At 72.4% G+C, this 19,174-nt stretch carries 16 protein-coding genes and 1 tRNA gene; 5 read left to right on the forward strand and 12 right to left on the reverse strand.

The window, feature by feature from the left end; all coding sequences use genetic code 11:
• The first annotated feature begins 123 nt into the window (after positions 1-123).
• On the forward strand, positions 124-1,227 hold the full coding sequence (locus FHS39_RS03960; protein WP_343069343.1) for a C40 family peptidase: 1,104 nt from the start codon (positions 124-126) through the stop codon (positions 1,225-1,227).
• Positions 1,228-1,274: 47 nt separating this feature from the next.
• Here FHS39_RS03960 and FHS39_RS03965 read toward each other — a convergent pair whose 3' ends face one another.
• The 4 genes from FHS39_RS03965 to FHS39_RS03980 form a co-directional block, all read right to left on the reverse strand.
• Positions 1,275-2,390 carry an alpha/beta hydrolase-fold protein gene (locus FHS39_RS03965; RefSeq protein ID WP_184346307.1) on the reverse strand — a complete coding sequence of 372 codons (1,116 nt, stop codon included), beginning with the start codon at positions 2,388-2,390 and terminating at the stop codon, positions 1,275-1,277.
• 127 nt (positions 2,391-2,517) lie between these two features.
• Positions 2,518-3,237 carry a LuxR C-terminal-related transcriptional regulator gene (locus FHS39_RS03970; protein WP_184346308.1) on the reverse strand — a complete coding sequence of 240 codons (720 nt, stop codon included), beginning with the start codon at positions 3,235-3,237 and terminating at the stop codon, positions 2,518-2,520.
• Positions 3,237-4,502: an ATP-binding protein gene (locus FHS39_RS03975; protein ID WP_184346309.1), complete on the reverse strand. Its 1,266-nt coding sequence runs from the start codon at positions 4,500-4,502 to the stop codon at positions 3,237-3,239. The genes FHS39_RS03970 and FHS39_RS03975 overlap by 1 nt, the downstream gene beginning before the upstream one ends.
• Positions 4,503-4,590: 88 nt before the next feature.
• On the reverse strand, positions 4,591-6,198 hold the full coding sequence (locus FHS39_RS03980) for a serine/threonine-protein kinase (RefSeq protein ID WP_184346752.1): 1,608 nt from the start codon (positions 6,196-6,198) through the stop codon (positions 4,591-4,593).
• Between the two features lie 208 nt (positions 6,199-6,406).
• On the opposite strand from FHS39_RS03980, the gene FHS39_RS03985 reads away from it, so the two are divergent.
• Both FHS39_RS03985 and FHS39_RS03990 read left to right on the forward strand, forming a co-directional pair.
• Entirely contained in the window at positions 6,407-7,741 is a 1,335-nt protein-coding gene (locus tag FHS39_RS03985) for a PspC domain-containing protein (RefSeq protein WP_184346310.1), read from the forward strand.
• On the forward strand, positions 7,728-7,952 hold the full coding sequence (locus tag FHS39_RS03990; protein ID WP_184346311.1) for a hypothetical protein: 225 nt from the start codon (positions 7,728-7,730) through the stop codon (positions 7,950-7,952). Before FHS39_RS03985 ends, FHS39_RS03990 begins: the two co-directional genes overlap by 14 nt.
• Positions 7,953-7,972: 20 nt before the next feature.
• Here FHS39_RS03990 and FHS39_RS03995 read toward each other — a convergent pair whose 3' ends face one another.
• From FHS39_RS03995 to guaA, 4 genes are all read right to left on the reverse strand, one after another.
• Positions 7,973-8,512 carry a DoxX family protein gene (locus tag FHS39_RS03995; protein ID WP_184346312.1) on the reverse strand — a complete coding sequence of 180 codons (540 nt, stop codon included), beginning with the start codon at positions 8,510-8,512 and terminating at the stop codon, positions 7,973-7,975.
• 116 nt (positions 8,513-8,628) lie between these two features.
• Positions 8,629-9,114 (reverse strand): L,D-transpeptidase family protein, encoded by a 486-nt coding sequence (locus FHS39_RS25800; protein WP_184346313.1) that lies wholly within the window; start codon positions 9,112-9,114, stop codon positions 8,629-8,631.
• Between the two features lie 158 nt (positions 9,115-9,272).
• Positions 9,273-10,079 (reverse strand): class II aldolase/adducin family protein, encoded by an 807-nt coding sequence (locus FHS39_RS04005; RefSeq protein WP_184346314.1) that lies wholly within the window; start codon positions 10,077-10,079, stop codon positions 9,273-9,275.
• Positions 10,080-10,254: 175 nt separating this feature from the next.
• On the reverse strand, positions 10,255-11,844 hold the full coding sequence (gene guaA, locus FHS39_RS04010) for a glutamine-hydrolyzing GMP synthase (RefSeq protein ID WP_184346315.1): 1,590 nt from the start codon (positions 11,842-11,844) through the stop codon (positions 10,255-10,257).
• Between the two features lie 318 nt (positions 11,845-12,162).
• Here guaA and FHS39_RS04015 point away from each other — a divergent pair, with 318 nt between their 5' ends.
• The gene (locus FHS39_RS04015) at positions 12,163-12,450 is read left to right on the forward strand and encodes a chorismate mutase (RefSeq protein WP_184346316.1); all 288 of its coding nucleotides are present in this window, start codon (positions 12,163-12,165) and stop codon (positions 12,448-12,450) included.
• 579 nt (positions 12,451-13,029) lie between these two features.
• Here FHS39_RS04015 and FHS39_RS04020 read toward each other — a convergent pair.
• The 4 genes from FHS39_RS04020 to FHS39_RS04035 all read right to left on the reverse strand — a co-directional run bounded on the left by FHS39_RS04020 (position 13,030) and on the right by FHS39_RS04035 (position 18,767).
• A complete protein-coding gene (locus tag FHS39_RS04020; RefSeq protein WP_343069373.1) occupies positions 13,030-14,787 on the reverse strand; it encodes a GMC family oxidoreductase N-terminal domain-containing protein in 1,758 nt (585 codons plus the stop codon).
• A gap of 157 nt (positions 14,788-14,944) precedes the next feature.
• Positions 14,945-16,564 (reverse strand): succinic semialdehyde dehydrogenase, encoded by a 1,620-nt coding sequence (locus FHS39_RS04025; protein ID WP_184346318.1) that lies wholly within the window; start codon positions 16,562-16,564, stop codon positions 14,945-14,947.
• Positions 16,565-16,669: 105 nt separating this feature from the next.
• Positions 16,670-18,262 (reverse strand): serine/threonine-protein kinase, encoded by a 1,593-nt coding sequence (locus tag FHS39_RS04030; RefSeq protein ID WP_184346319.1) that lies wholly within the window; start codon positions 18,260-18,262, stop codon positions 16,670-16,672.
• 100 nt (positions 18,263-18,362) lie between these two features.
• Positions 18,363-18,767, reverse strand: a complete 405-nt coding sequence (locus tag FHS39_RS04035; RefSeq protein WP_184346320.1) for a DUF7144 family membrane protein — start codon at positions 18,765-18,767, stop codon at positions 18,363-18,365.
• Between the two features lie 245 nt (positions 18,768-19,012).
• On the opposite strand from FHS39_RS04035, the gene FHS39_RS04040 reads away from it, so the two are divergent.
• A tRNA-Arg gene (locus FHS39_RS04040) sits at positions 19,013-19,085 on the forward strand.
• Positions 19,086-19,174: the final 89 nt, after the last annotated feature.

Consider the following 19,174-nt stretch of genomic DNA (forward strand, 5'->3'; position numbering starts at 1 on the left):
GCGGTCATGGCCGTTTCCGGGTGTTCCCGACCCCTAGCGTCCTCCTGCAGACGGCGGCGGCCCGCGCTCTCCCCCCCTTCGTGCGGGCCGCCGCCAGGCACCGTTTTGCCGGACCGGAAGGAAGTGACGGCCACCGTGGCGTCGCACCGCAAGCCCAAGCCCCATACGCTCGCCGGGAACACCGTCCGGACCGCGGCCACCCTCGCGCTGGCCGGAGCGGCCACCGCCACCGCCCTGGAGGGCACCGGTCACGCCGCCGCGGACCTCACCCCGACCCAGGCCAGGGCCCAGGTCGCGCGCTACTACCAGCAGGCGGAGGTGGCCACCGAGCAGTACGACGGCGTCAAGGAGAAGGTCGACCAGGCCCGCGCCGCGCTCACCGGTCTGCAGGACGAGGCCGCCCGCAAGACCGAGCGGCTCAACGCCGCCCGCAACGCCCTGGGCTCCTTCGCCACCGCCCAGTACCGCACCGGCGGCATCCCCACCGAGGTCCGGCTGCTGCTCTCCTCCTCCCCCGACCGCTTCCTCGAACGGGCCTCGCTGGCCGACCGGGTGGGCGCACGGCAGGCGGCCGCGCTGGACCGGGTGCGCCAGGAGCTGCGCGGGGTCCAGCAGGTGCGGACCACTGCCGACGCCCGGCTCGGCGAGCTCAAGAGCGAGCAGGACCTGCTCGCCAAGCACAAGCACGACATCGAGGCCAAGCTCGGCAAGGCCAAGGACCTGCTGAACCAACTGCCCAAGGAGGAGCGGGCCGCGGTCGAGTCGGGCGACGACACCGGCGGGAGCCCGGGCTCGGGCGGGGTCACCGGCGCGGCCAAGACCGCGCTCTCCGCCGTTCACCCGGACGAGGCCGCGCCCGCCGGGGCCGACGCCCCCTCGGCCCGGGCCTCACAGGCCGTGGCCTTCGCCTACTCCGCGATCGGCAAGCCGTACGTGTGGGGGGCGACGGGCCCGTCCGCCTTCGACTGCTCGGGGCTGACGCAGGCGGCCTGGCAGGCGGCGGGCGTCTCGCTGCCGCGCACCACCTACACCCAGATCAACGCCGGGCACCGCATCGCCCGCTCCCAGCTCGCCCCCGGCGACCTGGTGTTCTTCTACTCGGGGATCAGCCACGTCGGCCTCTACATCGGCGGCGGCCAGATGATCCACGCCCCGCACCCCGGGGCCCCGGTGCGCATCGCGCCGATCGACGAGATGCCCTTCGCGGGCGCGACCCGGCCCGTCTGACCTTCCGGCCTTCCGGCCTTCCGGCCTTCCGGCGAGGCCGCCGGGAGTCAGTACTTGACCTGCTTGGTCAGCCAGCGGAAGACGTCGGGCACCTGCCGCTTCCACACCGCCGTGCCGTGGCCGCCGGCACCGGCCGGGACCAGGGTCACCTGCACGGTCGTCGGCGGCTTGGCCGACTGCTTGATCGCCATGCCGGCCTGGTAGCCGTCGGCCTCCGCGCCCGAGAGGAAGAGCGCGACGCGCGGCGGGGTCTTGGCGCGCTGGAGCATCTTCCAGGGGTTGTTCTCGTCGCGCAGCTCGGGCGTCTTGGCGGTCAGGGAGGCCGGCTCGCCGACCGGGTCGTTGTAGCCGGAGAGGCTGACCCCGGCCCGGTAGCGGTCGGGGTGGGCGATGGCCAGCTTGGCGGCGCAGTGGGCGCCGGCCGAGTAGCCCGCCACGGCCCAGCCGTCCGGCCCGTCGGCCGCCCGGAAGGTGTCGGTGACCATCTTGCGGACGTCGACGCTGAGCCAGGTGTCGGCGTTGACCTTGCCGGGGACGTTGGCGCAGCCGCTGTCGACATCGCCCAGCAGCGTGGTGCGCGGGGCCACGATGATGAACGGCGCGACCTCGCCCTTCTCCATCATCGGCTTGAGCTGGCCGGCCACGTCGAGGGTGCCGAACCAGGCCTTGGCCGAGCCGGGGAAGCCCGGCAGCACCTCGGCCACCGGGAACTTCTTGTCCTTGTACGCCGGGTCGTCGTACTGCGGCGGCAGCCAGACGTAGACCTCGCCCTCCACGCCGGATATTCGGCCCTTGAGCTCGGTCTCCTGCACGCCGGCCCCCATCCGCTTGTCGGAGGCGGGCTTGAACTTCTGGACGACCTTGGGCTCGTCGTCCACGCCCTTGCCCCCGGTGCCGTCCGGCCCCAGGTCGGCGGCCGCTCGGACGTGGTTGCCGGTGCCGAGCAGGTCGCCCCAGGTGTCGAAGAGGCCGTTGGTGTTGTTCACGATGACGAACACCATCGTTATCGCCGTGACCTGCGCGAACAGCAGCATGAGGAACCGCACCACGTGCCGTACGAGCTTGGGGCCCCCGACTCTGCCCCACAGCGTCAGCGGCAGGGCGAGGGCCACCACGACCAGGACGATGGTGGTCAGGAAGAAGGGCGTTCCCGTCAGACTCACGCCCGTCTAGAGGGGCTGGCGCGCGGCCGGGTTCCATGGTTACACTGTGTAATCACCGCACTTCGCAGCGCGTTCACAGGGGGAGCTCGTGCCGCACTTTGCCCATCGGACCGTCCCGTTCCGCCCGTCAGACCAGCCGGCGCGCGGTCGCCCACCTCGTCAGCTCGTGGCGGTTGGAGAGCTGGAGCTTGCGAAGCACCGCAGAGACGTGCGATTCGACCGTCTTGACCGAGATGAACAGCTGCTTGGCGATCTCCTTGTACGCGTAGCCGCGCGCGATCAACCGCAGCACCTCGCGCTCACGCTGGGTGAGGCGGTCGAGGTCCTCGTCGACGGGCGGGGCGTCGGTCGAGGCGAAGGCGTCCAGCACGAAGCCCGCGAGCCGCGGCGAGAAGACCGCGTCACCGTCCTTGACCCGGAAGATCGCGTCGATCAGGTCGGTGCCGGTGATCGTCTTGGTGACGTAGCCGCGGGCGCCGCCGCGGATGACGCCGATGACGTCCTCGGCCGCGTCGGAGACCGACAGCGCGAGGAAGCGGACCGGGGCGTCCTGGGCGGCCATCATGGCGGCGCTGCGGCGCAGCACCTCGACCCCGCCGCCGCCGGGCAGGTGGACGTCCAGGAGGACGACCTCGGGGCGGGTCGCGGTGATGACCGTGATCGCCTGGTCGACGTCGGCGGCCTCGCCGACGACCTCGACGCCCGTGCGGTCGGTGGCCCCGATCTCCGCCTGCACGCCCGTGCGGAACATCCGGTGGTCGTCCACCAGCACCACCCGCACATGGCACCCGGCCTCTCCCCCGCCCGTCCCGCCGATCCCGCTCGTCCCGTCCGTGCCGTTCGTCATCACGCCTTCTCCGCCCTCTCCATCTCCAGCTCCACTTCGGTCCCCCCGTCCGGTGCGGAACGCAGCCGGGCCGAGCCGCCGTTGCGCTGCATCCTGCCGATGATCGACTCGCGGACGCCCATCCGGTCCTCCGGCACCGCGTCCACGTCGAAGCCGGGCCCCCGGTCCCTGACCGAGACGAAGACCGTACGCCCCTCGACCTCGGCGTACACCTGCACAGCCCCGCCCTGGCCACCGTACTTGGCCGCGTTGACCATGGCCTCACGGGCGGCCTGCATCTGGGCGCTCAGCCGTTCGTCCAGCGGGCAGTCGCCGACCACGACGACCTCGATGGGCACCCCGTGGTAGTCCTCGACCTCCGCGGCGGCGGCCTTGACCGCCTCGGCCAGCGTGGCCGGCTCCTCGGCCTCCTCCTTGCCCCGGCCTTCGGGGTTGTAGAGCCAGGCGCGCAGCTCGCGCTCCTGAGCGCGAGCCAGGCGGGCGACCTCGCGGGAGTCCTCGGCGTTGCGCTGGATGAGGGTGAGCGTGTGCAGGACGGAGTCATGGACGTGCGCCGCGACCTCGGCACGCTCCTGGGCGCGGATGCGCATCGTCCGTTCCGCGGAGAGGTCCTGCGTCATCCGCACGACCGTGGGTCCGGCGAGCAGCGCGATGCCCACCAGCACCGCCAGCGACGCCTGCAGGACGGTGCCGAGATGCTCGGCCGACCCCTGCAGGACGACGATGCCGGTCGCCCCGACGCCGACGAGGAGCACGCCCGCGGCGCCACGGGCGAGCGGCAGCACGCGCTTGCGGCGGCTGACCTCCATCCAGTGCGCACGGCGGGCGTTGTCGGCCTGCCGCCAGACCAGGGCGACGCCCGCGCCTATCAGCAGCAGCGGCCAGATGTAGGCGTTGGCACGGCCGAGATGGAGGCGGTCGAGGAAGACGGCGGCGCTGACGATGAGCGCCACGAGCGCGAAGACCTGCCCGCGGTCGGGCTTGCGGGCGAAGACCTTTCTGCGGCCGTCGGCGGTGAACTCGGCGGTGGCGCGCGGCGCCTCCACACCGCCGACCCCCAGCGGCACCACGAACCAGAACACCGCATACAGCAGCGCGCCCATGCCCTGCGCCATCAGCAGCGCCAGGAACACCAGCCGCACCCAGGACACGGGCACCCCCAGGTGCCCGGCGAGCCCGCGCGCCACGCCGCCGAGCATCCGCCCGTCGGCACTGCGATAGAGCTTGCGCAGGGGCGGGCTGTCGGGATGCGGAGCGGTGGTCATGAACCGATCGTCACACGGCGGCGGCCGGCGCGGCATCAGGGTCGTCCCTGAGCCGACCCGGGGATCGGGGTTTCCGCCTGACAGGGGTTCAATGGCCGGAGGGCCGGAAGCCGTCGCGGACGGCGTCGAAGACATTGCGGTGGCGGTCCCAGCCGTCCTTGGGCCCCGAGACGTAGATGGCGTACTCGTTGCCGCCCTCGCGGCCGAAGCCCAGGTCGATGGCGCGGAAGTCGCGGGCGCGGCCGTTCCAGGTGAACTCCCAGACCGCGGCGGGCTCGCCCCGGAAGGTCGTGCCCTGGAGCCGGCCCCGCTTGTAGCCCTTCATGTCCGGGTCCGACTTGAGCTGCTCCTCGACGTCCTTCCAGTGCTGCACATGGTCGGGGCCGGCGAAGTCCAGGACGTTGATCCGGATGCCCACGAGGCCGCTGGGGTCGAGGTAGTTGGCCTCGGTCTCGGAGGTGTCCTGCTTGCGGGTCCAGCCGTCGGGCACGGGGAAGGAGACGCCGAGCTTCTCCTCCTTGACCAGGTGGTAGCCCTTGGGCACCGGTGCGGGCTGCGCCGGGGTCTCGCTGTGGTCGGGGGTGGGTGTGGGGTGGGGGGAGGCGTCCTGCCGGGGGGCGGGTGCGGCCTGCTGCTCCTCGTCACCGTCCGCGCCCCACAGGATGTACGCGCCCGCGGCGAGGCCTGCGGCGGCGACGGCCGCCGCCGCGCCCCACCAGACCGTCCGGGTCCGGCGGCGGCCGTCGGGAGCGGCGGACTGCCGGGGGCGCGCCTCCCGTTCCGGGGCGACGGGGCCGGGGGCGGTCACCGCGTCCGGCCGCGGGGCGGGCCGCGCTTCCGGGCGGGGGGCGGGCCGCGCTTCGGGGCGGGGCTCGGGGTGCGGGCGGGGCTCCGGACGGGGCTCAGGGGCCGGCTGACGGGGCGTCTGCCGGTAAGAGGCGGTTTCCGCCTCGGCGGCCGGTTCGCGCAGGATCTGCTCGGCCAGCTCGGCCGGGGGCCGCAGGGCCGGGTCCTTGGCCAGCAGGGTCTCGATGAGGCGGGCCAGCTCGCCGGCGCGCGCTGGTGGTTCCAGCGGATCCACGGCGATCGCGTACGCCGTCTCGACCGCCGTGTCCCGGCGGAACGGCGGCCGGCCCTCCACCGCCTGGTAGAGCGTGGCGCCCAGCGCCCACAGATCGGAGGCCGGGCCGGGCTTGCCGCCCTTGACCCGCTCGGGGGCGATGTAGTCGATGGAGCCGACCATCTCGCCCGTCTTGGTCAGCGTCGAGGTGCCGGTGGACTGGGCGATGCCGAAGTCCGTGAGCACGACCCGCCCGCCGTGGCCCAACAGCACGTTGCCCGGCTTGACGTCACGGTGCAGCACGCCTGCGGCATGCGCGGCGCGCAGCGCGGAAATCATCCCCCGGCCGATGCGGGCGGCCTCGGCGGGCGTGACGGGACCGCGCTTGAGCAGGTCGCCCAGCGTCGTCGACGGCACGTACTCCATCACGATGCACGGCAGGCCGCCATCCTCGACCACATCGTGGACGACCACGACGTTGGGGTGATTGATCCGGGCCGCGCTGCGGGCCTCGCGGCGGGTGCGCTCGTAGAGGGTGGCGAGCTCGTCCTCCTGCGCGCCGAGGGGGACGTGCAGCCGTTTGACCGCCACCTGACGGGCCAGCAACTCGTCCTCGGCACGCCAGACCGTGCCCATGCCACCGCGGCCTATGCGCTCGGCCAGGCGGTACCGTCCGGCGACCAGCCGCCCCGCCTCCGGCTCTGCCTCAACCACCGCGCCCCTCCGGTTACCCCGTGTCTGTTCGATGCGACACCCTAACCGGCCGGGTCTCAGGGGTTATCTCAGGGAACGGCCAGGGTCACCACGGATGCCGTTCCGGCCTTCCGGTTGACACCATGTCCGCATGACCGACGCACCTCCCGCCGCCGACCACACGAAACGGCCGCCGCTACGGCGCAGCCGCGACCACAAAATGATCGCCGGCGTGTGCGGCGGACTCGGGCGCTGCTTCGACCTCGACCCCGTCGTCTTCCGCGTGTCGCTGGGCGTCCTCGGCGTCACCGGCGGCCTGGGCCTGATCGTGTACGGCTTCGCCTGGCTGCTGATCCCGCTGGAGGGCGAGGAGGAGAACGAGGGCCGACGGCTGCTGTCGGGCCGGGTCGAGGGCCCGGCGCTGACCGCGGTGCTGTGCGCCCTCGTGGGCTGCGGGCTCTTCCTGTCCATGCTCAACAACAGCGGCGTGATGTCGTTCGCCCTCATGCTGACCATCGCGCTCAGCGGCGCCGCCTATTGGTCGCAGCAGCGCCACGTGGCCGAGGAAGAGGAGGAACCTCCCACGGCGGACAAGCCACACAAGCCCCAGAAGGCGCAGAAGACCATGGAAGCCCCGCCGGAGACCCAGGCGCCCCCCGCGCCGGGCACGCCCTCCTGGTGGCGCGACCCGCTCCGCGACACGGCCACGACCGCCGCTTCCGCCACCCCGGGCACCACCGGCTATCTGTGGGGCCCGGACTACGGCCCCTACGACAAGAAGGCCGCGGCGATGGAGCGCGCCCGCCCCGTCCGCGCGAGCAGGGCGCTGGGCGGCTGGACCTTCCTGCTGGCCATGGCGGCCCTCGCCGCCGGCACCGGCCTGACGTGGCATCACCATCCACTCGGCACCTCCTTGGAGATCGGTCTCGCCTGCGCGCTGGGCGTCTTCGGACTGGGCGTCACCATCAGCTCCCTCTACGGCCGTACGGGCGGCGGCACCGTCATGGCCGCGGTGCTCACCGGCGCGCTGCTCACCGGCGCCGCCGCGCTCCCCAAGTCGGTGACCACCGACTGGCACCGCATCACCTGGCACCCGGCGAGCGCGGCCGAGGCCGAAGGCCACGGAACATACGAGCTGGGCAGCGGCGTGGGCGAACTCGACCTGACGGGCCTGCCCTGGCCCAAGTCCGCCCCCGGGCAGCCGGCTCCCGAGCATGGCCCGCAGCCGGTGTCCGCCGCCGCGGAGGTGGGCGCGGGGCAGCTCAAGGTCGTCCTGCCCGAGGACGTCACGGCGGAACTGACCATCGAGGTCGGCGTCGGTGACATCCGGCTGCCCGGTCAGGAGCGCGACGACTTCGGCGTCAGGCCCGGCCGGCAGCGGCATGTGACGCTGCGGCCGCCCGCGAGCCATCCCTCGCGCGGCACGCTGGAACTCCGGCTCAAGGTGGGCATCGGACAGGTGGAGGTGGACCGTGCGGCGGCATGACTTCGATCCCGGCAGGCTCGTGCTCGGACTGGTGCTGCTGGGGGGCTGCCTGGCCTATCTGGCCGCCGCCCGCGGCTGGTGGCACTTCCCCGCCTATCTGCTGCTGCCCGTCCTCGCCGGGGGCCTGTGCGTGGCCGGTGTGGCCTCCTCCCTCACGCTCGTCGTGCGCCGCCGCCGGGCGGATCGGGGCGAGGGCGGGCGCGCCCTTTAGGTGAACGGCTGGGCGCGCCGCTAGGTGAACAGCGCGCCCCGCCGGCCGCGCCTGCGCCGGCGGCCGCCCGGCCACAGCGCATCCACCGAGTACACGGGCGCGCCCGCGACTATCAGCGGCAGCCACGCCATCAGATACGCCAGGTCGTTGCCGTAGTAGTACGGAGTGGCGGTCCAGCTCACCGTCAGCCACAGGCTGAGCGAGATCAGCGCACCGCCCGCCGCGGCGAGGCGGGCGAAGATGCCGAAGAGGGTGCCGATGCCGACCGCCAACTCGCCTGCCGCCAGGGCGTAGCCGAAGCCGGTGGGGCTTTTGAGCGCCAGGTCGACCAGGCCCGGGATAGCGGCGGAGTCGCGCACCGAGTGCATCAGCTCGCCCAGGGACCCGGGCCCCGAGGCCGCCATGAAGGCGGAGTCGGTGAGCTTGTCGAGCCCGGCGTAGATGAAGGTGACTCCGAGGAAGACCCGCAGCGGCAGCAGCGCGTACCTGGTGAGGGCGGCCTCGCGGTCCGGACCGCCGCCGCCCGCCGCCACCGGTTGTCCACGACCTGTGAATGCCATGACTCCGCCGCCTCTCGCTCGCCGTCGTCATCCGACCATACGTGCGGCGGGCGATCGACGTTCAAGCCTGTGGATAACTTCGGTTCCGGTCCGTGGCGTCGGGAGCCGACGGGGGCTCAGCCGGTGCGGACGCCCAGCGCGCTGCCCTCGAGCCACTCGGCCCAGCTGAGGTTCCAGTCGCCGTAGCCGTTGCCGAAGCGGTCCATGGGCTTGGTCCCGGGACCGCCGGTGACCTGCACGACGTCGCCCTTGCGGCTCAGTCCGTACAGCCACTTGGCGTCGCTCGTGGACATGCCGATGCAGCCGTGGCTGACGTTCTCCTTGCCGAAGGACTCGGCGATGGGCTGCCCCACACCGACGCTCTCGCCGCCTTCCGGGGCGATCTCGGGGCGTACGACCCGGGCCGCGCCGTCCAGCGTCTCGGCGGGCGGCGCGGCCTTCTCCGTGACGGGGGCGGGGCGGGCGGAAGCGGCGCCGGACTGCCGGGGGGAGGACTTCGCGGGCCGTTCCTCGGCCTCGGCGCCCCCGCCGCATCCTGCGACGGCCAGGCCGGCGAGGGCCAGGGCGGCGGACAGCCCGAGGCTGCGGGAAGTGCGGCGCATGGTTCTCCTGCCGAGGGGTGGTACCGGGGGGACATGACGGAGCCGGGGCGGTCATGCCCCGGCTCCTCACCACCCTAGGCAGCGCATATATCCGCTTATGGCACCCGGAAGAACGAGCCACCCCCGCCGACCGGTGGGGGCGGCCCCGCGCGAGCGCCTCAGTCCAGCAGCTCCGGCTCGCTGCGGACGATCTGCTGGTAGAGCGGCTGGTAGTTGATCCACGCCGCAAGGTCGTTGCCCAGCTGATCGCGGGTGTGCGCCGCATGGGCCGGGTCGATGAGCACGGGCTTGCCGGCGGCCTTCGCCGTCAGCTGCACCTGGCAGGAGCGCTCCATCGTGATGAACCACCACGCGGCCGCGTCCACCGTGTCCCCCACGGTCAGCAGCCCGTGATTGCGCAGGATCACCGCCTTGTGCGGCCCGAGGGCGGTCGCGATGCGCCGCCCCTCCTCCTCGTCCACGACGACGCCCGTGTAGTCGTCGAAGAGCGCGTGGTCCTCGTAGAAGGCACAGACGTCCTGCGTGATCGGCTCCAGCAGCTCCCCGAGCGCGGACAGAGCCCGCCCGTAGGTGGAGTGGCTGTGGGCGGCGGCCACGACGTCGGGGCGGGCCTTGTGGATCTGCGAGTGGATCGCGAAGGCGGCCTGGTTGACGTGGTGGCGGCCTTCGGCGACCTGGCCCTGGTGGTTGACCAGGATCAGATCGGAGACGGCGATGTGCTTGAACGACATCCCGAAGGGATTGACCCAGAAGTGATCCGTGAACTCCGGGTCACGCGCGGTGATGTGCCCCGCGACGCCTTCCTCGAAGCCGAACCGCCCGAAGAGCCGCAGAGCGGCCGCGAGCCGCTCCTTACGGTGCCGCCGCTCGTCCGCAACGGAGTCGTACTTGGGCGGCATGGCGAAGTGAAGCTGATCGGCGGGTATGGGCTGGGGGGCGGTGGCCTGCGGTTCGGGCTGCGGCATGGCGGGCTCCTCCGGATGATCCGTCCGTGGCTACTCCGTGGCTACGGACGGAAGCTACCGCCGGGTACCGGACGGGGCCAGGGCTACGCCCCTTGCGGCAAGCAGAAACGCCACCGCCGCCGCTCAAACGAATGAGCGACGGCGGTGGCGTTGACCTTCTGGGCTTACAGGAGCATTACTCCCACTCGATCGTCCCCGGCGGCTTGCTCGTCACGTCCAGGACGACGCGGTTGACGTCCCGCACCTCGTTCGTGATGCGGGTCGAGATGCGCGCCAGCACGTCGTACGGCATGCGCGTCCAGTCGGCCGTCATCGCGTCCTCGGACGAGACCGGGCGCAGGACGATCGGGTGGCCGTACGTACGGCCGTCGCCCTGGACGCCCACGCTGCGGACGTCGGCCAGCAGGACGACCGGGCACTGCCAGATCTCCCGGTCGAGGCCGGCGGCGGTCAGCTCCTCGCGGGCGATGGCGTCGGCCTCACGGAGCAGGTCCAGGCGCTCCTTGGTGACCTCGCCGACGATGCGGATGCCGAGGCCCGGGCCCGGGAAGGGCTGGCGCTGGACGATCTCCTCCGGCAGGCCCAGCTCCTGGCCGACCATGCGGACCTCGTCCTTGAACAGCTGGCGCAGCGGCTCGACGAGCCGGAACTCCAGGTCCTCGGGGAGGCCGCCCACGTTGTGGTGGGACTTGATGTTGGCGGTGCCGGTGCCGCCGCCGGACTCGACGATGTCCGGGTAGAGCGTGCCCTGGACGAGGAACTCGACGGGCTCGCCGCTCGCGTCGCCCTCGGCGACGATCTCGGCCTGCGCCTGCTCGAAGACCCGGATGAACTCCCGGCCGATGATCTTCCGCTTCTCCTCGGGGTCGGACACCCCGGCGAGCGCGTCCAGGAAGCGCTGCTGCGCGTCCACGACCTTGAGCTGGACGCCCGTGGCGGCCACGAAGTCCTTCTCGACCTGCTCGGTCTCGCCCTTGCGCATCAGACCGTGGTCGACGTACACGCAGGTCAGCTGGGAGCCGATGGCCTTCTGCACGAGCGCCGCGGCCACGGCGGAGTCCACGCCGCCGGACAGGCCGCAGATGGCGCGCTTGGTGCCGACCTGCTCGCGGATGGCCTCGACCTGCTCCTCGATCACGTTGCCCGTGGTCCAGGTCGGCTCGATGCCCGCGCCGCGGTAGAGGAAGTGCTCCATCACCAGCTGGCCGTGCGTGGAGTGCAGCACCTCGGGGTGGTACTGCACGCCGTAGAGCTTCTTCTCGTCGTTCTCGAAGGCGGCGACCGGCACCACGTCCGTGGAGGCGGTGACGGTGAAGCCCTCGGGCGCGGCCGAGCAGGCGTCGCCGTGCGACATCCACACCGACTGCTCGGCCGGCGTGCCCTCGAAGAGCGTGGAGCCGGACTTGGAGACGTGCAGGGGCGTACGGCCGTACTCACGGGCGCCCGAGTTGTCGACGGTGCCGCCGAGCGTCGTGGCCATCAGCTGGAAGCCGTAGCACATGCCGAAGACGGGGACGCCGGACTGGAAGAGGCCGAGGGCGTCGTCCAGGCGCGGGGCGCCTTCCTCGTACACCGAGGACGGACCGCCGGAGAGGATGATCGCCTTGGGCTTCTTGGCGAGCATCTCGGCGACGGGCATCGTGCTGGGCACGATCTCGCTGTAGACCCGGGCCTCACGGACGCGGCGGGCGATGAGCTGAGCGTATTGCGCACCGAAGTCGACGACGAGCACGACGTCGGGGGCGGCGGGGGGTGCTGCTGGCACGGGAGCGGCCTTCCGGCGGTGAGGGGGAGGGGGGTCTCTATTTGTCGATTCTACCGGGGCGTGGGTGCTTGCTTTTGTCTCACCATCCGAATCCATCTTGGCCCCGGGCCCGCCGAGGGGCCATACTGTCCGCCATGCACAAGCACCTGACCTTCGTCTTTACCTATGGCACCGGGCCCGTCCGGCGCCATGGTCGTGCTGCTTGAGCCACTGACAAGCGACTTCCCAGGCGCCCCGGGCCGACAAGGCCCGGGGCGTCTGTCGTTTTTCCCGGGCCGTGCCGCTCCCGGGGGCCGCGTCCCCTTTGGAGAAACACACATGAGCACCCAGACCGTCGCGGAGACCGGCGCCCGTACCCCCGAGGCGGCCGGCGTGATCACCGATGCCCGCGGGCGGATCGACGATCTCGACGGCAGGATCATCGGCCTCGTCCAGGAACGGATGGCCGTCTCGGCCGTGATCCAGCGCGAGCGCATCGCCTCCGGCGGGCGCCGGGTGAACCTCTCCCGCGAGATGGAGATCATCGGCCACTACAGCGAGCAGCTCGGCAAGCCCGGCACGGCCCTGGCCATGACCCTGCTGGAACTGTGCCGCGGCCGCGTCTGAACCCCGCACCGGAGTTCGGGAAACCGGGCCCCGGCCGTCACCCGTACGGCGCGTGACCGGCTCCCGATCGGCTTCGTTGGAGTCGGTGTCCGCGCCAGCCAGGAGCGGCCCGCAGCGATCCGCGAGGATTTCCGTCCCTGTCCACCTGGGCGCCCGGCAGTGACAGGACGGATCCGCCGGAGTGTGTGACGCGCGAGCGCGCGCGTCGTGGGACCTCACTCCGGTGGTGAGGCGGCCGGTCAGCAGGGGACAGCAGCCCGGCCCCCGACGGGGCGGTCGGTTCCGGGGACGCCTGGAACCGACCGTATCCGCTCGAAACGGTTGCGCCCGGCACGGCTCATCCCGCACGATGCAAAGGGAACACCAAGTCCCTTGAACCGCACCGCCATTGGTTGAACCTCCACTGGTTGAACCTTCAGCTCTCCCCCAGCCCGCGGCGCTCCCCCCGGCGCCGCTCCGCGGCACCGACCCTGCCCTGACCTCGGTGCCGGCAGTCAAGGGCCCCGTGGCCGCCCGCACGCCCCCGCGGCGTCGGCCCGGGGCCCTTCGCCGTCCGTCGGCACAGGCAAGGGCGCCGCCTTACGCCCCGGGCCCCTCCACCCTCGGCGGCACCACCGGCACCGGCAGCAACGGCAGCCGCAGCGCCCCGAAGGCGCCCCCCGGCACCACGGGCGCCAGGGGCTCGACCGGGGCCGTGCGCTCGTACGCACCCCCTTGCGCCGGGCGCGGGTCGGCCGCGCCCTTGTTGGGCCACAGCGCCATCGCCCGCTCTGCCTGGGCCGTGATCGTCAGCGACGGGTTGACGCCCAGGTTGGCGGAGACGGCCGCCCCGTCGACCACCGAGATGCCCGGGTGCCCGTACAGCCGGTGGTACGGGTCGATCACGCCGGACGACGGATCCGCGCCGATCGGGCAGCCGCCGATGAAGTGCGCGGTGAGCGGGGTGCCCATCAACTCGCCGACGTTGCTGCCCGGAAACCCGTTGATCTCCTCCGCGACGAGCGAGGCCGCCTCGGCCGCCGCCGGGATCTGCGCCGGGTTGGGCGCGCCGTGCCCCTGCCGGGCGGTGAGCAGGCCCTTGCCCGGTGCCCGCGTACGCCGGTACGTCGTCAGCGAGTTGTCCAGCGACTGCATGACCAGCCCGATGATCGTGCGCTCGGACCACCGGTGGTTGGACAGCGAGCGCAGCAGCAGCACCGGGTGCCGCGCGCAGCGGGCCGCGAAGGCCACCACCCGCGGTGCGCGAGAGCCCACCGGCACCTGCAGGATCGACAGGCCGCCCATCGCGTTGGAGCCCTTGCCGTAACGCACCGGCTCCACATGCGTGTTGGCGTCCGGGTGGACGGACGAGGTGATCGCCACGCCCTTGGTGAAGTCGGGCCGTTCGCCGTGCGCCTTGCGGTAGCGGCGGTCGGTGGTCTGGGCGCCGACCAGCGCCTCGGAGTTCGTGCGGGTGAGCACCCCGAGCCGGTCGGAGATCCGGGGCAGCAGGCCCTTGTCCTTCATGGTGTGCAGCAGCGTCTGGGTGCCGTACGTGCCGGCGGCGATCACCACGTGCTCCGCGCGCAGCACCCGGGGCTTCGCCGCGCGCCGCCGGTCGGTGGGCACGGTGACGATGCGGTGGCCGCCGTCGCGGTGCTCGGTGACGGCGACGACCGTGGTCATCGGGTGCACGACGGCACCGGCCCGCTGGGCGAGGTGCAGATAGTTCTCGTTGAGGGTGTTCTTCGCGCCGTGCCGGCAGCCGGTCATGCACTCGCCGCACTCGGTGCACGCCCTGCGCTCGGGCCCCGCGCCCCCGAAGTAGGGGTCGGCGGCCGCGCCGCCCGGCCGCGCCCGCACCGTCCCGTCGCCGTCCTGCCCGTCCCCGAAGAACACGCCGACGGGCGCGAGACGGAAGGTGTCCCCGACGCCCATCCGCTCGGCCGCCGCCTTCAGGTGCACGTCGGAGGGGGTCATCGTGGGGTTGAGCCGCACGCCGAGCATGCGGCGCGCCTGGTCGTAGTACGGCCGCAGCTCCGCCTCCCAGTCGGTGATGCCGGCCCACTGCGGGTCGTCGAAGAACGCCTTCGGCGGTACGTAGAGGGTGTTGGCGTAGTTGAGCGAGCCGCCGCCCACCCCGGCGCCCGCGAGCACCATCACATGGCCGAGCAGGTGGATGCGCTGAATGCCGTAGAGACCGAGGGCGGGCGCCCAGAGGTAGTTGCGCAGGTCCCAGGAGTTCTTCGGCAGGGTCTCCGGGGTGAAGCGGCGGCCCGCCTCCAGCACGCCGACGCGGTAGCCCTTCTCGGCCAGCCGGAGCGCGGAGACCGAGCCGCCGAATCCGGAGCCGACCACGACGACGTCGTAGTCGAACTCCCCGGATCCGTCGGGCTCATGGGGCTCGGGGGATTCCCCGGACTGCTGGGATTCCCCGGGCTCGGGGGACGTGCGGTCCTTCGCCACCTGTACGTACCTCCGTCGAGCTCCGTCGACCTCCGTCGAAAGGTCCCCGTCAGCGCAGGCGCAGCGCCCGCAGCGCCCGCAGCCCGTTCGTCAGCAGCTGCGCGTACCGCTCGTCGTCCAGCCCGAACGCAGGGCCCATCGGCATGATCCGCTGCTCGGCCACCGTCTGGGCCTCGGTGTACTTGAGGATGCCCTCGGAGCCGTGGCGGCGGCCCAGCCCCGAGTCGCCCATGCCGCCCATGGGCGAGCGCGCGCTGCCGTAGGCGGCCGCATAGGCCTCGTTGACGTTGACCGTGCCGGCTTGCAGTCTGGCGGCGATGGCGCGGCCGCGCCGGGTGTCCGTCGTCCACACGCTGGCGTTGAGGCCGTAGGGGGTGGCGTTGGCCTCGCGGACCACCTCGTCCTCGTCGTCGAAGCGGTAGAGCGACACCACCGGGCCAAACGTTTCCTCCGTGCAGACGGCCATGGGCGGCTGCACGCCGTCGAGGATCGTCGGCTCGTAGAACAGCGGCCCGACGTCCGGCCGGGCGCGCCCGCCCGCCACGAGCTTGGCGCCCTTGCCGACGGCCTCCTCCACATGCCGGGTGACGGTCTCCAGCTGCCGCTGCGAGACGAGCGAGCCCATGTCGGCGCCGTAGGCCAGGGCCGTGCCGAGCCGCAGCGCCTTGGTGCGTGCGGCGAAGCTCCGCACGAAGGCGTCGGCCACCGACGAGTGGACGTAGAGCCGCTCGATGGAGATGCACAGCTGGCCCGCCGAGGAGAAGCAGCCGCGGACGGCGCCGGCCGCCGCCTTCTCCACGTCGGCGTCGCGGAGCACGAGCATGGCGTTCTTGCCGCCGAGCTCCAGCGAGCAGCCGACCAGGCGATCCGCCGCGCCCCGGGCGACCTCGCGGCCGGTGCGTGTGGAGCCGGTGAAGGAGACGTAATCGGCGTGCGCCACGACCTCGGGACCGACCACCGGCCCCTCGCCGAGCACCACTTGCCACACGTCCGCCGGCAGCCCCGCCTCGATCAGCAGGGCGCGCGCCCACAGCGCGGTCAGCGCGGTCTGCGTGTCGGGCTTCATCACGACCGCGTTGCCCGCCGCGAAGGCCGGCAGCGCATCGCCGACGCTCAGCTCAAGTGGGTAGTTCCAGGGCGCGATCTGGCCGACGACGCCCCGCGGGTGCCGTATCTCGGTGACCTTGGTGAGCACCGGAAGCACGCCGAGGTGGTTCTTGGGCCGCAGATAGGCCGCGGCCGCCCTGCCGTAGTGCCGGGCCGCGACCGCGACCGCCTGCACCTCCTCGTGCGCGTGCAGCCGCGTCTTGCCCGTCTCCAGCTGGATCAGGTCCAGCACCTCGGACTGGCGGCGCAGCACGAGGTCGTGGAAGCGCAGCAGCACCGCGGCGCGGGTGCGTACGGGCACGGCGGCCCAGGCGCGCTGCGCCTCGCGGGCCCGGTCGAAGGCGGCGGCGACCTCCTCGGGCGCGGCCTCGGGCAGCTCGGCAAGGAGCTCTCCCGTGAAGGGGGCGTGGCTCGCCGTGCGGCCGGAGCCGGTGACGCCCCGGGTCAGCCGGGCGACGAGGGCCGGGGTGACCACATCGGCAGCGGTGCGGGTGCCCGTGGAGGCGACCGGATTGCCGTCGGGGACTGGGGCGACTGGTGCGATGTCCTGCGCGTCGGTCATGCGGGTGAGCGTATGCGGGTCGGGCCGCTTTTGGTACCCGTCGGTAACACGATGTGGCCTGTTCCTGTCACAGGTGGGCCATCTCCGATCCGTCTTCGACCCACCTCAGGGCGACGAGACCGGCTTCGTCCGTACGAACGTGGACAGCGCGGTGTCGAAGTGCCGTTTGCCCTCGGTGGTTTTGCCGACCGGGGCGGACACCCACACGTCGTACATCTTGTCCCCCTCGTCCCAGGCGATGTCGTACGTGTGCCGCGCGCCGCTCGGCCCCATGTTGTCACCGTCGTTGAAGCCGTCCCAGACGAACTCCCAGGAAGCCGCGCGGTGTCCGAGGTGGTCGGTGCGCTCGACCTTGCCCTGGCGGTAGCCGGGGTAGCGGTCGGGGGCGAGGGCGGCGGAGCTGCGCATCGAGCCGATCGGACCGCCCTCTTGGGGGTCCTGGATGAGCACGCCGATGCGGAACTCCTTGCCGGGCGAGTAGTAGAAGACGCGCGGCGGTTCGAAGGAGCGGGTGAAGCCGTCGGGCACGGCGAGGGCGAAGCCCGCCGGGTCCTGCACGGCGTGGTAGCCGTCGGGCGCGGTCACGGAGGCGCTGGTCGGCGGCTCGGAGGGGCGGGACGGGCCGGCCGTGGCGGAGTGCGGGGGCTTGTCGTCGGCGGGGGCGGTGGTGTCCCGGTCGAGCATCAGGGCGGCGACCGCACCGCCCATCCCGGCGAGCGTGACGACGGCGAGGGCGGCCATCACGGCCATCCGGCCCCGGCCGGGCGGCGCGGGCGCGGCGGCCGGCCGGGCTGAGCCGTCGGAGGGCGCGGCCGGCGTCGGGACGCTCGGTGCGGTGGGCGTGTACGGGGCGGGCGCCGGCATCCGCCCCGACTCCAGGTAGCCGCGCAGCAGCCGCTCCGCCTCCTGCGCGCTCATCCGCCGCTCCGGGTCCCGCTCCAGCAGGCCCCGTACGACCGGCAGCAGCGGCCCGGCCGCGGTCGGCGGCCGGATCTCGTCGTAAACAACGGCGTGCAGGATGCCGCCGAGCGAGTCGCGGTGAAAGGGCGACGCACCACTGAGCGAGGTGCACAACAGCACGCCCAGCGACCACAGATCGGACTCCGGGCCCGCGGGCCCGCCCGACATCCGTTCCGGAGCGGTGTACTCCGGCGAGCCGACGAACGCGCCCGCCTCCGTGATCGTGGTGGCCCCGGAGACCTGCGCGATCCCGAAGTCCGTCAGCACCACCCGCCCGCTGCCCGCCTCCAGCAGGACGTTCGGCGGTTTGATGTCCCGGTGCAGCACCCCGCAGGCGTGGGCCGCCCCGAGCGCCCCCAGCATGGCCAGGCCGATCCGGGCCGCCTCCCGCACGGGGACCGGGCCGTCCGCCGCCAGCAGGTCGGACAGCGAGCGCCCGTCCACCAGCTCCATCACGATCCAGGGGCGGCCGTCCTGCTCCACGATGTCGTGCAGCGTGATCACGTTGGGATGCTTGATCAGCGCCACCGCGCGGGCCTCGCGCAGCATCCGGTCGTGCTGGGCCTGTGCTTCCTGGGCCGACTGCTGGTCGCCCGCGTGCAGTTCCTTGACGGCCACCTCGCGCGCCAGCAGCTCGTCGGTGGCACGCCACACGGTGCCCATCCCGCCGCGCCCGATCCGCCGTCCGAGCCGGTACCGGCCGGCGATCAGACCGCCGTGTGCAGCGAAGGTCCCCATGAAGCCATCTTGCCGCACGGCCACGGCCGCTGCGGAGGTCGTGCAGGACGCTTCACCCCCGTGTCCCTCCTGCCTCCGCGGCGGCCCTGGTGGCCACCCGTCAGGTGAAGTCCCGTCGGACGTGGCACAGTCCCCAGATGATGAAGGTGTACAGAGCGATCAGGATGATCGACCAGAACGGGTAGTACGGCAGGGACAGGAAGCTCGCGATGATCAGCAGCCCCGCCAGCACCATGCCGCTGACACGAGCCCACGTCGCCGCCGTGAACAGCCCGAGGCCCACCACGACGGCCAGCAGCCCCAGGATGAGGTGGACCCATCCCCAGCCCGCCACGCTGAAGTGGAAGGCGTAGTTGGGGGTGACGACGAATATCTTGTTCTTGGCGATGGCCATGATGCCCTGCAGCACGTCGAGAACTCCGGCGACCACCAGCATCACGGCCGCGAAGATCGTCACTCCGACTGCCGCCCCAGGGGAGTGGCCAGACTCATTTGTCTGCGTCATGGCATTTCCTCGATTCGCTGCCGACGATCCCTGCCCGGCGGGGGCGACGGCCGGTGTCGGCCGTCGAGGCCGGGCAGCACGTATCCAGCGTGCGACGGGGCGGGGACCTGCGCATCTCGGGCGGATCACGGCGGGACGGCGGCGCGATCCCAGCGCGGTGGGCCGGGTGCGAAAGACACTCGAACAGGTCGTGTAACATTGCTCCAGCAACGCCGACCGGTGAGTGAAGACCACCGGGGGGCCGAGCGCTCGTAGCTTAACGGATAGAGCACTTGACTACGGATCAAGAGGTTGCAGGTTCGAATCCTGCCGAGCGCACAGCATCAGCGGGAGCCGGACGAATTTCGTCCGGCTCCCGCTTTTCGTGTGCACTGCACCTCCGGGACGTCCCCTTAGGACAGAATCCG

It is taken from the genome of Streptomyces olivoverticillatus (assembly GCF_014203555.1).
Lineage (GTDB): Bacteria > Actinomycetota > Actinomycetes > Streptomycetales > Streptomycetaceae > Streptomyces > Streptomyces olivoverticillatus.

What these genes read in the sequence shown, in the direction of transcription:
- FHS39_RS03995 (WP_184346312.1), bottom strand. Translation starts at nt 8,512, where the DNA reads ATGGCATTCACAGGTCGTGGACAACCGGTGGCGGCGGGCGGCGGCGGT.
- FHS39_RS03980 (WP_184346752.1), bottom strand. Translation starts at nt 6,198, where the DNA reads ATGGGCACGGTCTGGCGTGCCGAGGACGAGTTGCTGGCCCGTCAGGTG.
- FHS39_RS04025 (WP_184346318.1), bottom strand. Translation starts at nt 16,564, where the DNA reads ATGACCGACGCGCAGGACATCGCACCAGTCGCCCCAGTCCCCGACGGC.
- FHS39_RS04015 (WP_184346316.1), top strand. Translation starts at nt 12,163, where the DNA reads ATGAGCACCCAGACCGTCGCGGAGACCGGCGCCCGTACCCCCGAGGCG.
- FHS39_RS04005 (WP_184346314.1), bottom strand. Translation starts at nt 10,079, where the DNA reads ATGCCGCAGCCCGAACCGCAGGCCACCGCCCCCCAGCCCATACCCGCC.
- FHS39_RS04030 (WP_184346319.1), bottom strand. Translation starts at nt 18,262, where the DNA reads ATGGGGACCTTCGCTGCACACGGCGGTCTGATCGCCGGCCGGTACCGG.
- FHS39_RS04035 (WP_184346320.1), bottom strand. Translation starts at nt 18,767, where the DNA reads ATGACGCAGACAAATGAGTCTGGCCACTCCCCTGGGGCGGCAGTCGGA.
- FHS39_RS03970 (WP_184346308.1), bottom strand. Translation starts at nt 3,237, where the DNA reads ATGACGAACGGCACGGACGGGACGAGCGGGATCGGCGGGACGGGCGGG.
- FHS39_RS25800 (WP_184346313.1), bottom strand. Translation starts at nt 9,114, where the DNA reads ATGCGCCGCACTTCCCGCAGCCTCGGGCTGTCCGCCGCCCTGGCCCTC.
- FHS39_RS03975 (WP_184346309.1), bottom strand. Translation starts at nt 4,502, where the DNA reads ATGACCACCGCTCCGCATCCCGACAGCCCGCCCCTGCGCAAGCTCTAT.
- FHS39_RS03985 (WP_184346310.1), top strand. Translation starts at nt 6,407, where the DNA reads ATGACCGACGCACCTCCCGCCGCCGACCACACGAAACGGCCGCCGCTA.